18 protein-coding genes are annotated in these 18,250 nt (G+C 66.0%); 7 read left to right on the forward strand and 11 right to left on the reverse strand.

Going from position 1 to position 18,250, the window contains the following annotated elements:
• Positions 1-6: 6 nt before the first annotated feature.
• The 6 genes from ndk to ABIR17_RS09250 all read right to left on the reverse strand — a co-directional run bounded on the left by ndk (position 7) and on the right by ABIR17_RS09250 (position 6,941).
• Positions 7-429, reverse strand: coding sequence for a nucleoside-diphosphate kinase (gene ndk, locus ABIR17_RS09225; protein ID WP_348004085.1), 423 nt, complete (start codon positions 427-429; stop codon positions 7-9).
• Positions 426-821 (reverse strand): DUF4233 domain-containing protein, encoded by a 396-nt coding sequence (locus tag ABIR17_RS09230; protein WP_348004086.1) that lies wholly within the window; start codon positions 819-821, stop codon positions 426-428. Before ABIR17_RS09230 ends, ndk begins: the two co-directional genes overlap by 4 nt.
• Positions 818-2,200 (reverse strand): folylpolyglutamate synthase/dihydrofolate synthase family protein, encoded by a 1,383-nt coding sequence (locus ABIR17_RS09235; protein WP_348004087.1) that lies wholly within the window; start codon positions 2,198-2,200, stop codon positions 818-820. Before ABIR17_RS09235 ends, ABIR17_RS09230 begins: the two co-directional genes overlap by 4 nt.
• The gene (gene ileS, locus ABIR17_RS09240; RefSeq protein ID WP_348004088.1) at positions 2,197-5,397 is read right to left on the reverse strand and encodes an isoleucine--tRNA ligase; all 3,201 of its coding nucleotides are present in this window, start codon (positions 5,395-5,397) and stop codon (positions 2,197-2,199) included. The genes ABIR17_RS09235 and ileS overlap by 4 nt, the downstream gene beginning before the upstream one ends.
• Before the next feature lie 222 nt (positions 5,398-5,619).
• Positions 5,620-6,591: a hypothetical protein gene (locus ABIR17_RS09245; RefSeq protein WP_348004089.1), complete on the reverse strand. Its 972-nt coding sequence runs from the start codon at positions 6,589-6,591 to the stop codon at positions 5,620-5,622.
• Complete coding sequence (locus tag ABIR17_RS09250; protein ID WP_348004090.1) at positions 6,588-6,941, reverse strand: GntR family transcriptional regulator; 354 nt, start codon at positions 6,939-6,941, stop codon at positions 6,588-6,590. Before ABIR17_RS09250 ends, ABIR17_RS09245 begins: the two co-directional genes overlap by 4 nt.
• Positions 6,942-7,056: 115 nt before the next feature.
• Between ABIR17_RS09250 and ABIR17_RS09255 the strand changes: the two genes are divergently transcribed.
• From ABIR17_RS09255 to ABIR17_RS09280, 6 genes are all read left to right on the forward strand, one after another.
• Entirely contained in the window at positions 7,057-7,659 is a 603-nt protein-coding gene (locus ABIR17_RS09255; protein WP_348004091.1) for a hypothetical protein, read from the forward strand.
• Between the two features lie 7 nt (positions 7,660-7,666).
• Positions 7,667-7,849 (forward strand): hypothetical protein, encoded by a 183-nt coding sequence (locus tag ABIR17_RS09260; protein WP_348004092.1) that lies wholly within the window; start codon positions 7,667-7,669, stop codon positions 7,847-7,849.
• Between the two features lie 117 nt (positions 7,850-7,966).
• Positions 7,967-10,522: a valine--tRNA ligase gene (valS, locus tag ABIR17_RS09265; protein WP_348004093.1), complete on the forward strand. Its 2,556-nt coding sequence runs from the start codon at positions 7,967-7,969 to the stop codon at positions 10,520-10,522.
• A 68-nt stretch (positions 10,523-10,590) separates the two neighbouring features.
• A complete protein-coding gene (locus ABIR17_RS09270) occupies positions 10,591-12,564 on the forward strand; it encodes a choice-of-anchor Q domain-containing protein (RefSeq protein WP_348004094.1) in 1,974 nt (657 codons plus the stop codon).
• A gap of 41 nt (positions 12,565-12,605) precedes the next feature.
• On the forward strand, positions 12,606-13,049 hold the full coding sequence (locus ABIR17_RS09275) for a GNAT family N-acetyltransferase (RefSeq protein ID WP_348004095.1): 444 nt from the start codon (positions 12,606-12,608) through the stop codon (positions 13,047-13,049).
• 36 nt (positions 13,050-13,085) lie between these two features.
• Positions 13,086-13,319 carry a hypothetical protein gene (locus tag ABIR17_RS09280; protein ID WP_348004096.1) on the forward strand — a complete coding sequence of 78 codons (234 nt, stop codon included), beginning with the start codon at positions 13,086-13,088 and terminating at the stop codon, positions 13,317-13,319.
• A gap of 44 nt (positions 13,320-13,363) precedes the next feature.
• Here the strand turns inward: ABIR17_RS09280 and ABIR17_RS09285 are convergent, their stop codons facing one another.
• The gene (locus ABIR17_RS09285) at positions 13,364-13,579 is read right to left on the reverse strand and encodes a hypothetical protein (protein WP_348004097.1); all 216 of its coding nucleotides are present in this window, start codon (positions 13,577-13,579) and stop codon (positions 13,364-13,366) included.
• 20 nt (positions 13,580-13,599) lie between these two features.
• Positions 13,600-14,235, reverse strand: coding sequence for a helix-turn-helix domain-containing protein (locus tag ABIR17_RS09290; protein WP_348004098.1), 636 nt, complete (start codon positions 14,233-14,235; stop codon positions 13,600-13,602).
• 118 nt (positions 14,236-14,353) lie between these two features.
• Between ABIR17_RS09290 and ABIR17_RS09295 the strand changes: the two genes are divergently transcribed.
• Positions 14,354-16,381: a M3 family metallopeptidase gene (locus tag ABIR17_RS09295; protein WP_348004099.1), complete on the forward strand. Its 2,028-nt coding sequence runs from the start codon at positions 14,354-14,356 to the stop codon at positions 16,379-16,381.
• Positions 16,382-16,406: 25 nt separating this feature from the next.
• On the opposite strand, the gene ABIR17_RS09300 is transcribed toward ABIR17_RS09295, so the two are convergent.
• The 3 genes from ABIR17_RS09300 to ABIR17_RS09310 are packed head-to-tail and all read right to left on the reverse strand — an operon-like array spanning position 16,407 to position 18,205.
• Complete coding sequence (locus ABIR17_RS09300) at positions 16,407-16,775, reverse strand: Fic family protein (protein ID WP_348004100.1); 369 nt, start codon at positions 16,773-16,775, stop codon at positions 16,407-16,409.
• A complete protein-coding gene (locus tag ABIR17_RS09305) occupies positions 16,772-16,978 on the reverse strand; it encodes a ribbon-helix-helix protein, CopG family (RefSeq protein WP_348004101.1) in 207 nt (68 codons plus the stop codon). Before ABIR17_RS09305 ends, ABIR17_RS09300 begins: the two co-directional genes overlap by 4 nt.
• 12 nt (positions 16,979-16,990) lie before the next feature.
• Positions 16,991-18,205, reverse strand: coding sequence for a benzoate/H(+) symporter BenE family transporter (locus ABIR17_RS09310; RefSeq protein ID WP_348004102.1), 1,215 nt, complete (start codon positions 18,203-18,205; stop codon positions 16,991-16,993).
• Between the last annotated feature and the right edge of the window lie 45 nt (positions 18,206-18,250).

Genomic DNA, 18,250 nt, shown 5'->3' on the forward strand with positions numbered 1-18,250 from the left:
GAGCACTCAGGAGAACGGGAACCAGAGTTCGAGCTCGCGGGTCGCGGATTCGGGCGAGTCCGACCCGTGCACGAGGTTCTGCTGAACCTTGAGTCCCCAGTCACGGCCGAGGTCACCGCGGATGGTTCCAGGCGCCGCGGTCGTCGGGTCGGTCGTGCCGGCCAGCGCGCGGAATCCTTCGATCACCCGGTTGCCGGTGACCCGAAGAGCGACGATCGGCCCCGACTCCATGAACTCCACGAGCGGCTCGTAGAACGGCTTGCCCTCGTGCTCGGCGTAGTGGGCAGCCAGCAGATCTCGGGGCGCTTGCAGCATCCGGATGTCGACCAGCACGTAGCCCTTCGCTTCGATGCGGCGCAGGATCTCGCCGGTCAGATTGCGGGCAACGCCATCCGGCTTGACCAGCACCAAAGTCTCTTCGACGTTCATGCGTTTTCTCCCTCTGCGGCCAGACGCCGCGAATTCTCGATGCGCCGAGCGCGCACCAGACACCAGACCCACATCCCGGCGAAGACCGCCCCGATGACGAACATGAATGGATGCAGAAACCCCAGCGCGACGTACGCCACCTGCAGCACGCCGCCGATCGCAATTCCCCAGGGGTAGCGCTGCACGAGCGACACCGCCACGAGGAGCACGAGGAACACCGCTCCCCCGCCGATCACGACTCCGGTCGGCAGGGCGGTGAGTCCGCGGATGGCGAGGGTCGCGAAAAACAGCACCGCGGCTTCCAGCACCAGCACGATCGACAGCAGACTTTCGGCGACACCGCGCTCGCGCCGAACCCGAGTGCGTGGCGCGCGCGCCTCGCCCGAGGTCACTTCCAGCCACCCGCTTCGGCGAGCGCGATGGCCTCGCCGACGAGGGTGATCGATCCGGTGACAAGCACCGCGCGACTCGGCGCTTCGGCAGCCCACTCGCGGGCCGCTTCCACTGCTTCCGCGACCTCCGGGTAGGAGTACACCGAATCCTGGCCGGCGACCGACGCCACCAGCGCTGCGAGCTCGTCGGCCGGGATGGCGCGCTCCGAATGCGACCGAGTCACATGGAACCGCGTCGCGACGGGGCTGAGTTCTTCAACGATGCCGTGGGCGTCTTTGTCACCGAGCACCGCGATCACGATGCACAGTTCGGCGAAGTCGAAGTACTCGGTCATCGCCCCGGCGAGAGCCTTCGCCCCGTGCGGGTTGTGGGCGGCATCCACCAGCACTGTCGGCTCGATGCCGACGAGCTGCAACCGACCGGGCGAGGTGACCTGCGACAACCCCTCAACCAGGATGTCGTGCTCCAGCGCGCGGGAACCGTCACCGAGAAACGACTCGACCGCCGCGATCGCGAGGGTCGCATTCTGCGCCTGATAGTCGCCGTAGAGGGGCAGGAACAGATCGTCATACCGCCCGGCCCTGCCGCGCACCGTGATGACCTGGCCACCGACGGCGACGGTTGTCGACTCCAGCCCGAAGTCGACCTTCTCGATCGCCAGACTCGCTTCGTCGTGCTCGGCCGCTTCGCGCAACTCATCCAGCGCTTCGATGGTCTGAATCGCGGTGACCACCGACGCCGACGGCTTGATGATGCCGCCCTTGGTGCGCGCGATCTCGGCGATGGTGTTGCCCAGGCGTGCCTGATGGTCGAGGGCGATCGGGGTGAGCACCGCGACCTGGCCATCGGCGACGTTAGTGGAATCCCACTCGCCGCCCATGCCGACTTCGAGCACCATGACATCCACCGGCGCGTCGGCGAAGACCGCGAACGCCAGCACGGTGAGAGCCTCGAAGTAGGTGAGAGGTTCCTCGCCGTTGGCGACCAGTTCGGCGTCGACGATCGCGAGCACCGGGGCGATCTCGCTCCAGTTGCGCGCCATCGCTTCGTTGCGCACCGGAAGACCGTCGATCATGATGCGCTCGTTGACCCGCACCAGATGCGGGGAGGTCAGCAGTCCCGTGCGGAGCCCCGACGCGCGCAGGATCGACTCGATGATCCGGGACGTGGAGGTCTTACCGTTCGTTCCGGTGATGTGCACGACCGGTGCCGCGTGCTGCGGGTCGCCGAGCAGTTCGCAGGCCTTGCGCGTCGGCTCGAGGCGCGGCTGCGGGGTGGCCTCGCCGAGACGGGCAATCAGTTCGGCGTACACCTCGTCGGCCGCCGACTGATACTGAGGGTCGTCGTCGAAGAGTTCATCGAGGGCATCCTCACTCATTTCGAGCGCTCCACTTCAATCGACACCATGGATCCGGCTCCGACGGCCGTTGCTCCATTCTTGCCCGCCGTGACCTCAAGCGTTGTGGCGAGAGTCTCTCCCGCGATCAGATCACGATGGATGCCGACAGCCACCACCGCGAGATCATCACCGTGGATGGTGAGTGCGATGCGATCGCTCACGTCGAGGTTGGCATCCTTACGGGCCTGCTGCACGGCACGGATGACGTCGCGCGCGAGTCCCTCGGCCTCCAACTCGGGCGTCACGGTGGTGTCGAGCACGACAAACCCGCCTCCGGGCAGGAACGCGACCGCAGCCTCCGGATCGGCGGCGAACAGCTCGAGCTCGAACTCCCCGTCTTCGAGTGGAGTTCCATCCACGACAACGGCCGAGCCATCCTGCGTCCAGTTCCCGGCCTTCGCCGCCTGGATGATCCGCTGCACATCCTTACCCAGCCGCGGCCCGACAGCTCGGGCGTTCACGGTCAGACGGCGCTCGATGCCGAAGTCACCGAGGCTCGATTCGACCAGGGGCGTGAAGACCACGTCCTTCAGGTTGAGTTCCTCGCGCAGGATGTCGGCGAACTGGTCGAGCCCACCGGCATCCGCCACCACGGTCAACCGCGCGAGCGGCAGGCGCACGCGCAGCTGACGCACCTTGCGCAGGGCGAGGCCGGCCGACGCGACAGCCCGCACCTCATCCATCGCCGCGACGAGGGCGTGGTCTTCGGGGAAGTCAGCGGCCGACGGCCAGTCCTCCAGGTGCACCGACCGACCGCCGGTGAGACCCTTCCAGATCTCCTCGGTGACGAGCGGCAGCAGGGGCGCCGCCATCCGCGAAAGGGTTTCGAGCACCGTGTAGAGGGTGTCGAAGGCATCCCGATCGGTGCCGTCCCAGAAGCGATCACGCGAGCGTCGCACGTACCAGTTGGTGAGCACGTCGCCGAAGTCGCGCAGGGCAAGCGCCGCGAAGGGGCTGTCGAGCTGGTCGAGGTGCGACTGCACCTGCTCAAGCACCTCGCGGGTCTTAGCCAGGATGTACCGGTCGAGAACGTTCGTCGAGTCGGTACGCCAGGTCGCCGTGACGCCCGATGAGTTCGCGTAGAGGGTGAAGAAGTAATAGGTCGACCACAGCGGCAGCAGCAGTTCACGCACCCCACCGCGGATGCCCTCCTCGGTGACGACCAGATTGCCACCCCGGATGACGGACGACGACATCAGGAACCAGCGCATTGCATCCGCACCGTCGCGATCGAAGACCTCGCTCACGTCGGGATAGTTGCGCAGCGACTTCGACATCTTCTGTCCGTCGTTGCCGAGCACGATTCCGTGCGAGATGACGTTGGAGAATGCTGGCCGGTCGAACAGCGCGGTTGCGAGCACGTGCATCAGGTAGAACCAGCCGCGGGTCTGCCCGATGTACTCCACGATGAAGTCGGCCGGGTTGTGCCCGTTCTCCCCATCCACGCCGTCGAACCACTCCTGGTTCTCGAACGGGTAGTGCACCTGAGCGAACGGCATCGACCCCGAGTCGAACCACACGTCGAGAACATCCGGGATCCGTCGCATCGTCGACGCACCCGACGGGTCGTCGGGGTTGGGCCGCGTCAACTCGTCGATGTACGGACGGTGCAGGTCGACCTCGCCCTCGGTGTTCAGGGGCAGGCGACCGAAGTCACGCTCGAGTTCGGCGAGAGATCCGTAGGCGTCAACGCGCGGGTATTCCGGGTCGTCGCTCTTCCAGATCGGAATCGGCGAGCCCCAGTACCGGTTGCGCGAGATCGACCAGTCGCGGGCGTTCGCGAGCCACTTCCCGAACTGGCCGTCTTTGACGTTCTCAGGAACCCAGGTGATCTGCTGGTTGAGCTCGAGCATCCGGTCTTTGATGTCGGTGACTTTCACGAACCACGACGAGACCGCCTTGTAGATCAGCGGATTGCGGCAGCGCCAGCAGTGCGGGTACGAGTGCTCGTACGACTTCACCTGAAACAGCCGGCCGTCATCCCGCAGCTTCTTGATCAGACCGGGGTTCGCCTCGAAGACGTGAACGCCCACGAAGTCGTCGACGATCGGCAGGAAGCGTCCCGCGTCATCGACCGACAGGATGACCGGGATGCCGGCCGCCGCCGCCGTGACCTGGTCGTCTTCGCCGTACGCTGGGGCCTGGTGCACGATGCCGGTGCCCTCGCCGGTTGCGACGTAGTCCGCGACCAGAATCTGCCAGGCCTGCTCCATCCCTGGGGCGTCAGCGAAGTAGTCCCAGAGACGGTCGTACTGGATGCCGGCCAGCTCCCTGCCGAGCAGGGTGCGCGTGACAACCACGTCATCCCGAGACTCGGCGCCCAGCTCTTTCAGGTAGGTACCGATCGTGTCGGCGGCCAACAGGTACTGCTGACCTTCGGGCCCCTCGACGACCGCATACGAGATGTCGGGACCAACGGCGAGTGCGGCGTTGGTGGGCAGCGTCCACGGGGTCGTCGTCCAGGCGAGCGCCTGAACAGCGGTGAGCCCGAGCGCTTCGGCCTTCTCGCCGACGAGCGGGAAGGTCACCGTGACCGACTGGTCTTGACGCATCTTGTAGACGTCGTCATCCATCCGCAGTTCGTGGTTCGACAGCGGGGTCTGATCGCGCCAGCAGTACGGCAGAACGCGGTAGCCCTCGTAGGCGAGACCCTTGTCGTAGAGGGTCTTGAACGCCCAGACAACGCTCTCCATGAAGGTCACATCGAGCGTCTTGTAGTCGTTCTCAAAGTCGACCCAGCGCGCCTGGCGAGTGACGTACTGCTCCCACTCGTCGGTGTAGGTGAGCACCGACTTCTTCGCGGCGGCGTTGAACGCCGCGACGCCCATTTCCTCGATCTGCTGCTTCTCGGTGATACCGAGCTGGCGCATCGCCTCGAGTTCGGCCGGAAGCCCGTGCGTGTCCCAGCCGAAGCGACGCTCGACCTTCTTGCCGCGCATCGTTTGGTAGCGCGGGAACAGGTCTTTTGCGTACCCGGTCAGCAGGTGGCCGTAGTGCGGCAGCCCGTTCGCGAACGGCGGGCCGTCGTAGAACACCCACTCCTGGCATCCCTCGCGGTTGGCGATGGATGCGCGGAAGGTGTCGTCACCCTTCCAGAAGGCGAGGATGCCGGTCTCGATCTCGGGAAAGTCCGGGCTCGACGGGACTCCGGCGTTCTGGGAATGCAGGGGGTACATGGGTCTCCTCGTGGGTTCACTCACCACGAGGACGACATCCGTTCTTTCGAATCGGAGACCGCGGTACCACCTCGCTTGCGCATCCCTCGGATACGCCGCTTCATCACAGGCTGTGACGGGCCTCACCCGCCCGGTTCTAGTCACCCCTGCGTTCGTCGGAACACGAGGGCTTTCTTCCGGAGACTCCCCGGTGATAGCCGGATCTAAGTCGTTGTGGAGAGCTTAGCGCTCAGCGACCGCGGTCAGCAGGGCGGCGCCGGTCGCGGCATCGTCGACGGTGACCAGAAAAACGCGCCCGTCACGGCGGTGCACCTCGAGGCCCTCGCCACCTCGAGTGACGACGGCGAAGCGGCGCGGGGTTCCGCGCAGCCCCCAGCCCCCGAACTCGCGCAGCGGCTCGATAGCACTCACCCCGGCTGACTCAACCTCGCGCGCCGGGATGCTGAACACCGGCCAGCCCAGAGCACTGCGCACCCGGAGCCCGTTCTCGTCGACACGGACGCCGTACGACGAGGAACTGAACAGCACCGCGACCAGGATGACGGGGAGCGCGAGCACGATCCACGTGGCCCCCGCGGTCAGCACGGTCACGACAATCGCGACGGATGCAACGAGCAGGATGGCGACCACGAGCACGACAATCGCGAGGGTCGTCAGTCGAGTGGTCGCGGTCCAGACCGCCCGCTCTCCCGGGGCGAGCGCTAGCGGCTCGGCGGTGCGCATCCGGGATCCCCACGCTTCGGCCGGAGGCAGCAGGAACCAGGCGATCACAGCGATCAGCAGGCCGCCGCCGACAATGATCGGGATTCCCGGGAGGACCGGGGGTGTCGGCGCGTCGGCTGACTGCTGCACCGCGAGCAACCAGACGCCGAGGGCAGCAACGAGTACCGACTGCCCCAGGGCGATCACGGCAAGCACCTTCTGCGCAAACGACAGGTGTCGGGAGTCGGGGCGGGCGATGGCGACCCCCAACCCGAGCGCGAGCGCGATGAGGCCGACGCCGAACATCGCGATCGGAATCGTCCAGGCGGGAGCGGTCGAGTTGCCGTTGACGCCAAAATGCACGACGACCGGATGCGTGATCCCCGCGGCCAGCAGAGCGGCGACGATCAGCGAACCGACGAGCACCACGACGGGTACGACAGCGGCGACGACGAATAGCGGAAGGCGACGGATCGCCCGGGTGGTGCTCATGATGGATATTCCTCTCGAAGAAGTGCGGTCAGGGTGGCAAGGCCGACGCCGCGGGACTGCGCGTCGATGACCAGAGTTCGGATGGCGGCGATGAGTTCGCCGGAAGCCTCAGCGTTGGCGGTCACCACGGCTCCGCGCCCCCGGCGGAGGTCAAGCAGCCCTTCGTCGCGCAGTTCTTGGTACGCGTGCAGGACGGTGTGCACGTTGATGTCGAGCGATGCGGCGAGTTCGCGCGCCGCCGGCAGCCGGTCGCCCGCGCGCAGGGCCCCTCTCGACACCTCGGCACGCACCGAGGCGGCGAGTTGATCGAAGAGCGGAACGCTCGACGCGGGATCGATTCGAAAGAGCACATCGTTAGCCTATAGTTCTAGTTGCTCTAGAACAAGTGCAATTGATGCCGGTCCTGCGCTAGCCCTAGGCTGTGACCCGTCCGGGGGCGCGCCCCGGCACGAGGCGAGGTGCGACGTGAGCAGCGAATTGGCCGAAGAGAAGAAGAAGTCGCGGACGCTGCTGTTCGTGCTGGCCGGCGTTGGCGCTCTCTTCCTCGCCGCGATCATCGTGCTGCTGATCGTCGTATTCGGCGGTTCCAAGGGCGACGGAGGCACCGCGCTCCCGACGAACTCGCAGAGCGCGAGTGGGACCCCGACCGACAGCGCCTCGCCGACCCCGAGCGGGACGCCGTCGGACACTCCCAACCCGACGCCCGCCCCGACAGTGACCGTCACGGCCGCGCCGCCGCAGACCCCGGATGACGGCAACGTGCACGTGACCTCGTACTCGATCTCGCCGACAACCTGCACACACCTCGAGAAGGTCACGGTGCACATCAAGTGGCAGAGCGCCAACGGCCTCGTCGCGTACTTCGGGGTGAACACGACAGACGCCCAGGGGGGCGGAATGGGCTGGGATCTTCCGGCTTCGGGGACGAGCGATCACGACTTCCCGGACGGCTACCGTCCGTACGAGGTGACGTGTCCGGATAAGGCTGGCGACACGCAGTCCTACACGATCACCATCCTCGGGAACGGCTCGAAGGCCAGCAAGACCGTCATCCTGAAGGCCAAGTAGAGCCGACATGACGCAGCAGAAGTCTGACCCGATGCGGCGGCGACCGAGCCGAGGGATTTTCGGGTCGCCCCAGGGCACGGTGGTGATCGCGGTGCTCGGCGTTGCCCTCGTGGGGTACGGCTTGTTCACCTTCCTGACCGCGAGCGGCGCGGCGCCCACGCCCACCCATTCGGTGAGCCCCGCTCCGTAGCTCGCTCCCCACCGTTTCGGGGCATCGAAGGTTTAGGCTGAGCGCGTCCCCACGGACGCACACTCAGGCACCTCACCAACCGACACGGTGCCGCACATAGCGATACGGAGTAGCACCATGACCGCTGTCATCCCCACCCCGCAGATTCCCGAGAAGCCGGCCCTCGAAGGGCTCGAAGCCAAGTGGAGCGGAGCCTGGGAAACCCAGGGCACCTACCGTTTCGACCGTGCAGCTGCGCTCGCGGCCGGCTCGGTGTTCAGCGTCGACACCCCTCCCCCGACAGCATCCGGAAGTCTGCACATCGGGCACGTCTTCTCGTATACGCACATGGATCTCGCCACCCGTTTTCACCGAATGCGCGGCGAGCAGATCTTTTACCCGATGGGCTGGGACGACAACGGTCTCCCTACCGAGCGACGGGTGCAGAACTACTACGGCGTGCGGTGTGACCCGAAGTTGCCCTACATCCCGAGCTACGTTCCCCCGATGGAGGGCGTCGACAACGCCTCCGCGAAGGCTGCCGACCAGGTGCCGATCTCGCGGCGCAACTTCATCGAACTGTGCGAACGGCTGACCGTCGAAGACGAGAAGCAGTTCGAAGACCTTTGGCGCACGATGGGTCTGTCGGTCGACTGGTCGCTCACCTACCGCACCATCGGGCACGAGGCGCAGACGGTGGCGCAGCGCGCGTTCCTGCGCAACCTGGCGCGCGGCGAGGCCTACCAGGCTGACGCCCCGACCCTCTGGGACATCACCTTCCGCACCGCGGTCGCGCAAGCCGAGCTCGAAGATAAGGAACAGCCGGCGGCCTACCACCAGGTGACCTTCCACCGCCCCGACGGCGAGACGATCGAGATCGCGACCACGCGCCCCGAGCTGCTTCCGGCCTGCGTGGCACTGGTCGCGCATCCCGATGACGAGCGCTACCAGCACCTGTTCGGCACGACCGTGACGACCCCGATCTTCGGCGTCGAGGTTCCCGTGGTCGCCCACCATCTCGCCCAGAAAGACAAGGGCACCGGCATCGCGATGATCTGCACCTTCGGCGACGTGACCGATGTCGTGTGGTGGCGCGAACTCGACCTGCCCAACCGCACGGTGCTCGGCCGCGACGGCCGATTCCTCGCCGAGGCGCCCGCCGCCGACCTCTTCACCGACGCGGGTCGCGCCGCCTACGCCGACCTCGCGGGTAAGACCGTCTTTAGCGCGAAGGCGCGCACCGTCGAACTGCTGCGCGAATCGGGCGACCTGATCGGCGAGCCCAAGCCGATGATGCACGCGGTGAAGTTCTACGAGAAGGGCGACAAGCCGCTCGAGATCGTGTCGACCCTGCAGTGGTACATCGCGAACGGCGCACGGGATGCCGGCCTGCGCGAGCGACTCGTCGACGCGGGTAAGAAGGTCGCCTTCCATCCCGACTTCATGCGCGTGCGGTACGACAACTGGGTCGGCGGGCTGACCGGCGACTGGCTGATCTCACGGCAGCGTTTCTTCGGGGTGCCGATTCCGGTGTGGTACCGAATCGGTGCCGACGGTGAGCGCGGTGACGTGCTCGTGCCCACCGAAGACAGCCTGCCGATTGACCCCTCGACGGATGTGCCGCCCGGGTTCACAGAAGATCAGCGCGGGGTGGCCGGAGGATTCGAGGGCGACCTCGACATCATGGACACCTGGGCGACCTCGTCGCTCACCCCGCAGATTGCGGGCGGCTGGGAGACCGACCACGAGTTGTTCAACCTGGTGTTCCCCTACTCCCTGCGCTCACAGGGGCAGGACATCATCCGCACCTGGTTGTTCTCGACCGTGCTGCGCGCGCAACTCGAGCACGGCGCCATCCCGTGGAAGAACGCCGGCATCTCGGGCTTCATCGTCGACCCCGACCGCAAGAAGATGTCGAAGTCGAAGGGCAACGTGGTCACCCCGGCCGCGATGCTCGACGAACACGGGTCGGATGCCGTGCGCTACTGGGCGGCGTCGTCGCGGCTGGGCACCGACGCGGCCTTCGACCCGCAGAACCCGAAGCAGATGAAGATCGGGCGCCGCTTGGCGATCAAGGTGCTCAACGCCGCGAAGTTCGTCTATTCATTCGAGGCCACCCCGGCCACGGTCACCGCCCCCCTCGACATCGACATGCTCGCCGAACTCGCCCAAGTCGTGCGGATCGCGACCAAGGCATACGAGGAGTACGACCACGCGCGCGCACTCGAGGTGACCGAACAGTTCTTCTGGACCTTCTGCGACGACTACCTCGAACTCGTGAAGGAGCGCGCGTACGCCGGCGACGGATCGTCGGTCGCCGCGCTGCGAGAAGCGATCGACATCCTGCTACGACTGCTGGCTCCGGTGCTGCCGTTTGCGACCGAAGAGGTGTGGTCGTGGACCCACGATGGCTCGGTGCACACTGCCGCCTGGCCGACTCTCGAAGCGGAAGCCCCGCGCGGGTTGCTGCCCGCCGTGAGCGCCGCGCTGATCGGCATCCGTCGGGCGAAGACCGAGGCTCAGGCTTCGCAGAAGACCGAGGTTTCGCGCGCTGTGCTTGCCGGTCCGACGATGCTCGCCGAGGCTGCTGACGATCTCAGAGGTGTCGGCCGCATCGCGTCGCTCGAATTCGTCGCAGCGGCCGAGATCGAGGTGCGCGAAATCGTGCTCGCGGAATCCCCGGCGGCTCCCTGAGTACTGCTAGCGTTGGCCGACTCCGAACTATTCGGACTGCGCCGCACCGTTTACCGTCAGAGGATCAGATGACCGCCCAGGCCACCTCCCCCACCCGTACCCGCGTTCTCGCGGCGGTCGCAGCACTCGTCCTCGGCCTCGCGGGAGTCGCGCTGACGGCAACTCCCGCATCCGCCAACACGCTGACGGTGACGAACGAGAACGATTCCGGCGCGGGCAGCCTGCGAGATGCGGTGTTGGATGCCAATGCCGGCGACGAGATCACGTTCTCAGCAACGGTTCACACGATCACCCTGCTCTCGTCCATCCCGATCCTTCAGGGCCTCACGATCACCGGCCCCGGACAAGCGAACCTGACGATCACTCGCGGCGCGGGCGCCGACTTCGACCTCTTGGCTTTCGCACCGCTCGCCGTGAACCAGAGTTTCGCCATCGCGGATCTCACGATCCAGGGCGTCGTAGGCGGTGGCGGCGTCGGCATTCACGTGTTCTCGGGAGCTCAAGCCCCGCAGAACCTCACCGTCACCCGCGTGACCATCGACGGCATGACGACGACAAACGGTGCCGCGGGACTGCGAGAAGACTCGCTGCTGACCGGCACCGCGACCATCACCGACTCGACATTCACCAACAACAAGGGCGGTTCGGGCACCGGCGGCGGAGCGGTTTCGCTGTGGGGCGTCGCTGGCGCCACGATCGTGCAGGGCAGTGTCTTCGACCACAACAACGCCATCAACTACGGCGGCGGCGCGCTGTACATCTATCGCGGCGCGGGAACGAAGACAATTACGGACTCGACATTTACCGACAACCTCGGGGAATCAGGCGGCGCCATCTCCATCGAGGGCAGCGCTGGCTCTGGCGCTGCCATCATCTCCAACTCGGGATTCGGCAAAAATACGACCACGAACGGCGGTGGCGCTATCTACTCATCGGCGGTGAGCCTGTCGATCGACGGGTCGATTTTCAGCAACAACACCTCCACCGGCAATCGCGCGGGGGCGCTCTACGTGGCGGGTCCCACCAACTCCCTCGATATCACCAACTCCAGCTTCAGCGGCAACTCTGCAGCCATCAGCGGTGGCGCGCTCTACGTGGCTTCACCCGATCCAGTCACCACGACGATCAGCGGCTCCACCTTCTCCGAGAACTCGACGAGCGGCAACGGCGGCGCGATCGCATTCCAAGCGGTCGCCAATGACACCCAGATAACCGACTCGTCGTTCTTCGACAACACGGCGACTCACCTCGGAGGCGCTCTCGCGGTCGAGAACTCCATCTCAGGAACCGTCGCCATCGTCTCGAGCACGTTCGCGGGCAACGTCGTCGAGAACGCGTTCAACGGCGCCGGGGACGGGAGAGGGACGAGCATCTACGTCGACTCCGTGGACTCCCAGTTCACGATGTCCCAGTCGACGATCGACGACCCCGAATCGGGTGGCGGCCTCTTCGGCCTCGCGTTCGGTGCGGTTGACGCCGATGACGACGCGAGCCTGGCGATCGGCGTCGGTCTGAGTACCATCGTCGCTCCGGGTGTCCTGTACATCGGTCAGGGCAATTCGGGACAGACCGTGCTGATCGACAACATCCTGTCGTCATCTGCGGTGGGCACCCAAGCGTTGGTTCTTGATGACGCGCAGGTGACCTACCGGGTGACGATGAGCTACAACATCGACTCCGACGTCGGCACCTACCCGTGGATCAACGACCTCGGGGGCAACCAGTTCTCGGTCGCCGACCCGATGCTTGCGCCCCTCGCCGACAACGGTGGACCGACATTCACCCGCCTCCCGCTCGCGGGCAGCCCCGCCATCAACCTGGGTGACCCGGCTGTGCCGAGCCCGCCGTCGTTCGACCAGCGTGGTACCGGCTTTGCCCGCATCTCCGGCGGTCGCGTCGACATCGGGTCCGTCGAAGTTCAGGCTGTCCTGGCGGCGACGGGCTCAGAGCTGCCGTGGGTTCCGGCCGGCGTCGCTCTGCTGCTGCTCGTTGCCGGCGCTGGAGCCGTCGGCATCCGTCGCACTCTGCTGAAGGCTGGCTAACCTCTCCCGCTGAAGGGCGGGCGGGCTCCTAGGCTGGCCGCATGACGATCGACGTGCGCCCTCTCGCTGCGACTGACGAGGAGTCGTGGCGACGGCTATTTCGCGACTACGGCGTCTTCTATGAGACCGATTTCGAGGATGACGTTCTCGAGAGGGTCTGGACGCTGCTGATGACTCCGGGGGCGGGCGTCGCCGCGCTGACCGCTGAGCATGACGGTGATGTCGTGGGTTTCGCGCACTACCGGTCGCATCCCGACACATTTAGCGCGGGACGAGACTGGTTTCTCGACGACCTGTATGTGGATCCGACGGCACGGGGCAAGGGCGCTGCGACCGCGCTCATCGAGCACCTCACCGCCCTCGCCAAAGCAACCGGACCGGGCACACTGCGCTGGATCACCGCCGAGACCAACGAGCGTGCCCAGCGGGTCTATGACCGGGTCGCGACGCGCACGACCTGGGTCACCTACGAAGTGCGGCTTTAGGGGCGCAGGCTCTCGGGGGCGCGCTAGCGTGGGCCTATGCAACTCGGCACCCGGTGGGAGATTGGCGCGGAACCGCCCTCGCGACTCCCGGCCGCCATGTTTGCCGCAATCGCGTCGGTAGAAATCGACCTCGCGGGGTTCGACACCACCGGATGGCGCTGGACCCTCACCTGGTTAGAGGGCCGCCCCGTCGTCGAACTCGACGATGGAACGACCCTCCGCTACGACCCGGTCGACGATTCCGTGACAGTCGAGAGTCCGCTCGACTGACGGCTGGAATTGCGTTAGGTACGGCGTTCGGTGCTGCGTTCGCCCTACCGGCGCTGGAGTCCGAGGCGTTCCATCTGCTGCATCCTCGTCGCGATCCCCAACTGCCGTTCGTATTCACGGCGCCGAGCGTCGCGATCGATCGGATCGGCGGCCTCGCGGCCCCAATTCTCGAGTGCGCGGCCGAGTCGAACTGCGAGGCCCGCAACGCCCGGATAGCTCGCGGTCATTGCACGCGTCGGCAGGAACGTGTTGTAAGTCATGGTGCCTTTCCCTTCGTTCATCAGGCCTGATCCTTCCCGGAGCCACTCACGTCACCGGGCTTCACGCCGGGCTGTTCGACGCCGTCCACGATGGGAAAGACGTCGAGGTGGATCTGGAACGGGCGAGCGCCCGGGTTGGACTGATTGCGGTACTTCTTGAGGTATTTATCGAGGACGGCCGACAGCTCTTCGAGGAGAGCAGACGACTGAGCCTGGGTGAGTTGCACGTTCGAGGTGACGATGCCGCTGGCGTTGAGCCAATCCGACCCGAGGGTCTCGAGCCCGTGTGCAAGGAATTCGCGCAACCGAGTCGCGCGGGTGCGTTGCCACTCCGCCATCACGAGTTCACTCGCCGCGCGTGTCGCTGTGTCGACGGTGCCCTCGACGCTCAGCGAAATCGGTTGCTGCACCCGCTGCCACCAGCGCTCGCGTGCGTTGCCGCGGGTGGCATCCTCGGTCACGAAGCCGTGCTTCTCGAGTTGCCGAAGGTGATAACTGGTGGCGCCGCTCGACTCGCTCAAGCGGTCGGCGAGAGCGCTCGCGGTGGCCGGACCGTACGCCGAGAGCGCGTCGAGCAGCTGTACCCGAAGCGGGTGGGCGAGAGCTTTGAGCGCTGTCATCTCAAGAGTGCGCTCGTTCTCGTATGCGTGGGCCATGTGCTTACCGTACATCCGCAAAGGTTTCTTTGCAACAGGTTCTTTGCAATGGAGTCTTTGCAATGCAGTCTTTGCAACTGTTTCTTTGCGAAATGACTCGAGTGCATAGGGTGGAGGCATGACGAACCCCTTCCTCACGCCGAGCACCCTTCCCTACCAGTTGCCTCCGTTCGCCGAGATCCGCGACGAGCACTACGAGGAAGCCTTCGAGGTCGGGATGACCGAGCAGCTTCAGGAGATCTCGGCGATCACCCGCAAGCGCGACGCCCCGATCTTCGAGAACACCTTCCCGGCGCTCGAGGCGAGCGGGCAGACCCTGTCCCGGGTGGCCAACGTGTTCTACAACAAGTCGTCGGCCGACTCCACCGATTTCACCAACGAGCTCGAAGAGCGCATCGCCCCGAAACTGGCGGCTCACAACGACGCGATCGTGCTCGATAGTCAGCTCTACTTCCGGGTGCGCACCGTGCACGAGAGCCTGGCGCAGAACCCCGACCTCACGGCCGAGCAGCGCTACCTCGTCGAGCGTTGGTACACCCAGATGACCCTTGCTGGCGCGGGACTCGATGACGCGCAGAAGGACCGGTTGAAAGAGTTCAACCAGCAGCTCGCGACCCTGACCACGCGGTTTGAGAAGAACCTGCTCGCTGACACCAACGAGTTGGCGGTTCACCTCACGGATCCCGAAGACCTCGAGGGCCTCGAACCCGGCGAGATCTCTGCCGCTCAGCAAGCCGCCGCCGACCGCAACCTCGACGGCTGGCTGGTCACCCTCGTGTTGCCAACCGGGCATCCATTCCTGGCCTCTCTCACCACGCCGGCAGCGCGGGAACGGATCATGGCGGCCTCACGCGCGCGTGGCTCGCACGGCGGCGACTTCGATAACCGCGAGAACATCCTGGAAATCGTGCGACTGCGCGCCGAACGGGCCGAACTTCTCGGGTTCACCAGTCACGCCGCCTATGTGACCAAGGACGAAACCGCTGGCACCCCCGAGGCGGTCGCCGCGATGCTCGGCCAACTCGCCCCCGCGGCGGCGAAGAACGCCCGCGCGGAGCAGGCCGACCTCGAGAAGCTGGCCGGGCATCCCGTGACCGCCGCCGACTGGGCGTATTACACCGAGAAGGTTCGGCAAGAGAAGTACGACGTCGATACCGCCGCGCTGCGCCCCTGGTTCGAAGCCGAGCGAGTGCTCAAACTCGGCGTCTTCGGAGCCGCAAACGCGCTCTACGGCATCACCTTCACCGAGCGCACCGACCTGATCGGCTACCACCCCGACGTGCGGATCTTCGAAGTGGCGAACGACGACGGGTCGCCGGTCGGCCTCTACCTGCTCGACCTGTACACCCGCGATTCGAAGCGCGGCGGGGCGTGGATGAATCCGCTCATCTCACAGAACACCCTGCTCGATCAGCCGGTCGTTGTCGTCAACAACCTCAACGTGCCCAAGCCGTCGGCGGGCGAGCCGACGCTCCTCACCTTCGACGAGGTGTCGACGTTCTTCCACGAGTTCGGCCACGCGCTGCACGGGCTGTTCGCTCGAGTCAGCTATCCGAAGTTCGCTGGCACCAACGTCTACCGCGACTTCGTCGAGTTTCCCAGCCAGGTCAACGAGATGTGGATGCTCTGGCCCGAAGTTCTCGCGGCCTATGCGATCCACTTCCAGACCGGCGAGCCGATCGACGCCGGAGTTGTCGCCCGCATCCGCGGGTCGGAGACCTTCAACGAAGGCTTCGCGACCAGCGAGTACCTCGCCGCGGCGATGCTCGACCAGTCGTGGCATCGTCTGTCTGCTGCCGACGCGGCCAAGGTGACCGACGTCGCTGCCTTCGAGGCCGGCGCGCTGAAAGAGGCCGGGCTCGACAACCCGGCGGTGCCGACTCGGTACTCCAGCGCCTACTTCGCGCACACCTTCGCGGGCGGCTACGACGCGGGGTACTACTCCTACATCTGGAGCGGGGTGCTGGATGCCGACACCGTCGACTGGTTCAAGGAAAACGGCGGACTCACTCGAGAGAATGGCGACCGCTTCCGGAGTTTGCTGCTCGGAGTCGGCGGCTCGAAGGATCCGCTTGAGGCGTACCGCGACTTCCGCGGCCGTGACGCGGTGATCGAGCCGCTGCTGAAGCGTCGCGGGCTGAGTTAGCCAGCGACTTCGTTATCGGCCCGAGCTACCGCGCGACGAGGTGCTGCCGGATGGTCGCGGCCGCGTCATCGAGCCCGATTTCGCCCCGCGCGACCCCGAGCACGAGGTCGAACGCAGTGTCAGACGGCATGTCATGCTTTCGGCCGTTGACCCACAGGAACAGCACCGTGAGGGTCCACGCGAGTCGCTTGTTGCCGTCGATGAGGGGATGGTTTCGCGCTGCAGATTCCAGCAGGGCTGCCGCCTTGAGCTCGAGGGTCGAGTACGCGTCGGTCCCGTAGAGCGTGGTCGCGGGTCTCGCGAGCGCCGCGGAAAGCAGGCCAGCATCGCGGATGTGGAATCCAAGACGGGCGACCGCCTGCATCGCGTCGTCGAGATCGAGGTAACGAGTCACGCGTCTTCGAGTCGGGTGAGCAACTCGGCGTCGTGAGTGAGGACGAAGTCGAGTCCCTCAGCTATGTCGCCTCGGCGATCGTGCCGCTCGACGACCCACGACGCACCTTGAAGCAAGAGTGCGCTCTTCGAGGTGTGCTGCTGCGCCGCGACCTCGTCGAGGCGCGCGTCGAGACTCTCCGGAATGCGAATCGTGATTGCCATCAGGCGATCATATCACTCTGATACCACGTCGTCCGGGGTGGGCTCTCGGGGCGGCATGGCCGCGGGTCGGCGCCGCCACCCCAGCCAGAGCATCACGATCCCGCCGACCACGAGCGCCCAGAGTGCCGAGCCGATCCCGACAATCGAGAGCCCCGACACCGCAACCAGGAACGTCACGATCGCGACCAGTCGATACGCGGGCTCTTCGAGCGCTCCGGTCACCGCCGAAATCAGGGCGTTCAGCAGAGCCAGGCCCGCGACCGCCGTGATCAGAATGGGCGGGCTCGCGGCAACCAGCACCGTACTCACTCCCGACAGCAGTCCGAAGAGAGCGAGCGTGCCGCCCGCCGTGGCGGCCGCGACCCAACGCTTCGAACGGTCGGGATGCGCATCCGGCCCTGCCGCCATCGCCGCGGTGATCGCCGCCAGGTTGAGCGAGATCCCGCCAAACGGAGCCGCGGCGATCGCCCCGGCACCGGTCGTGATGAAGATCGCCCGGGCCGGAGGGTGGTCGTATCCGAAGGTGCGCAAGACGGCGAACCCCGGCACATTCTGACCCGCCATCGTGACGAGGTAGAGCGGGATGCCGATCCCGAAGATGATCGCGGGATCAAGGCCCGGCACGACGGGGGCGAGCACCGGAAGAATCCGCCCGGCCGAGAGGTCGACGCCCGAACTTGAGAAGGCGACGACGATCACCGTGACCACAACAGCGGCGGGGACGGCCCAGCGGGGTGCAAGTCGGGCCAACACGAGCCAGGTCAGCACGATCGGGAGTGCGAGGAGCGGTTCCTGCACGCTCGCTGTCACAGGCGCGAGACAGATGGGAAACAGGATGCCGGCGAGCATCGCACTCGCGATCGGCTTCGGGATGCGGGTGACCGTTCGCGCGAGCCACGGCCACAGCCCCGTAACCACGATGAGCACCCCACAGAGCAGGAAGGCGCTCACCGCACTGCGGTAGTCGTCGATCCCCTTCGAGGCGAGAATGAGCGCCGCTCCCGGCGTCGACCACACCAGCGAGATGGGCAGCCGGGTGATCGTGCTGAACGCGACAGTCAGCAGCCCCGGCACGAGGCAGAGCACGAGCAGCCCCGACGCCGCCTGATCGTCGGTCGCCCCCACGTTGTGCAGCCCGGCGATCAACAGCGAAAACGAACTGGCGAACCCGGTCACACCCGCGACGATGCCCGCGAAGACCGGCTGGGCGAGGGTGGCGGAGCGCATCCAGACGAGCCTATTGCCGACACGGGCTCGTGATGTCAGGGCCAT

Origin of the sequence: Pseudolysinimonas sp. (assembly GCF_039912695.1) — a bacterium.
In the GTDB taxonomy this organism is placed as follows: Bacteria; Actinomycetota; Actinomycetes; order Actinomycetales; family Microbacteriaceae; genus Pseudolysinimonas_A.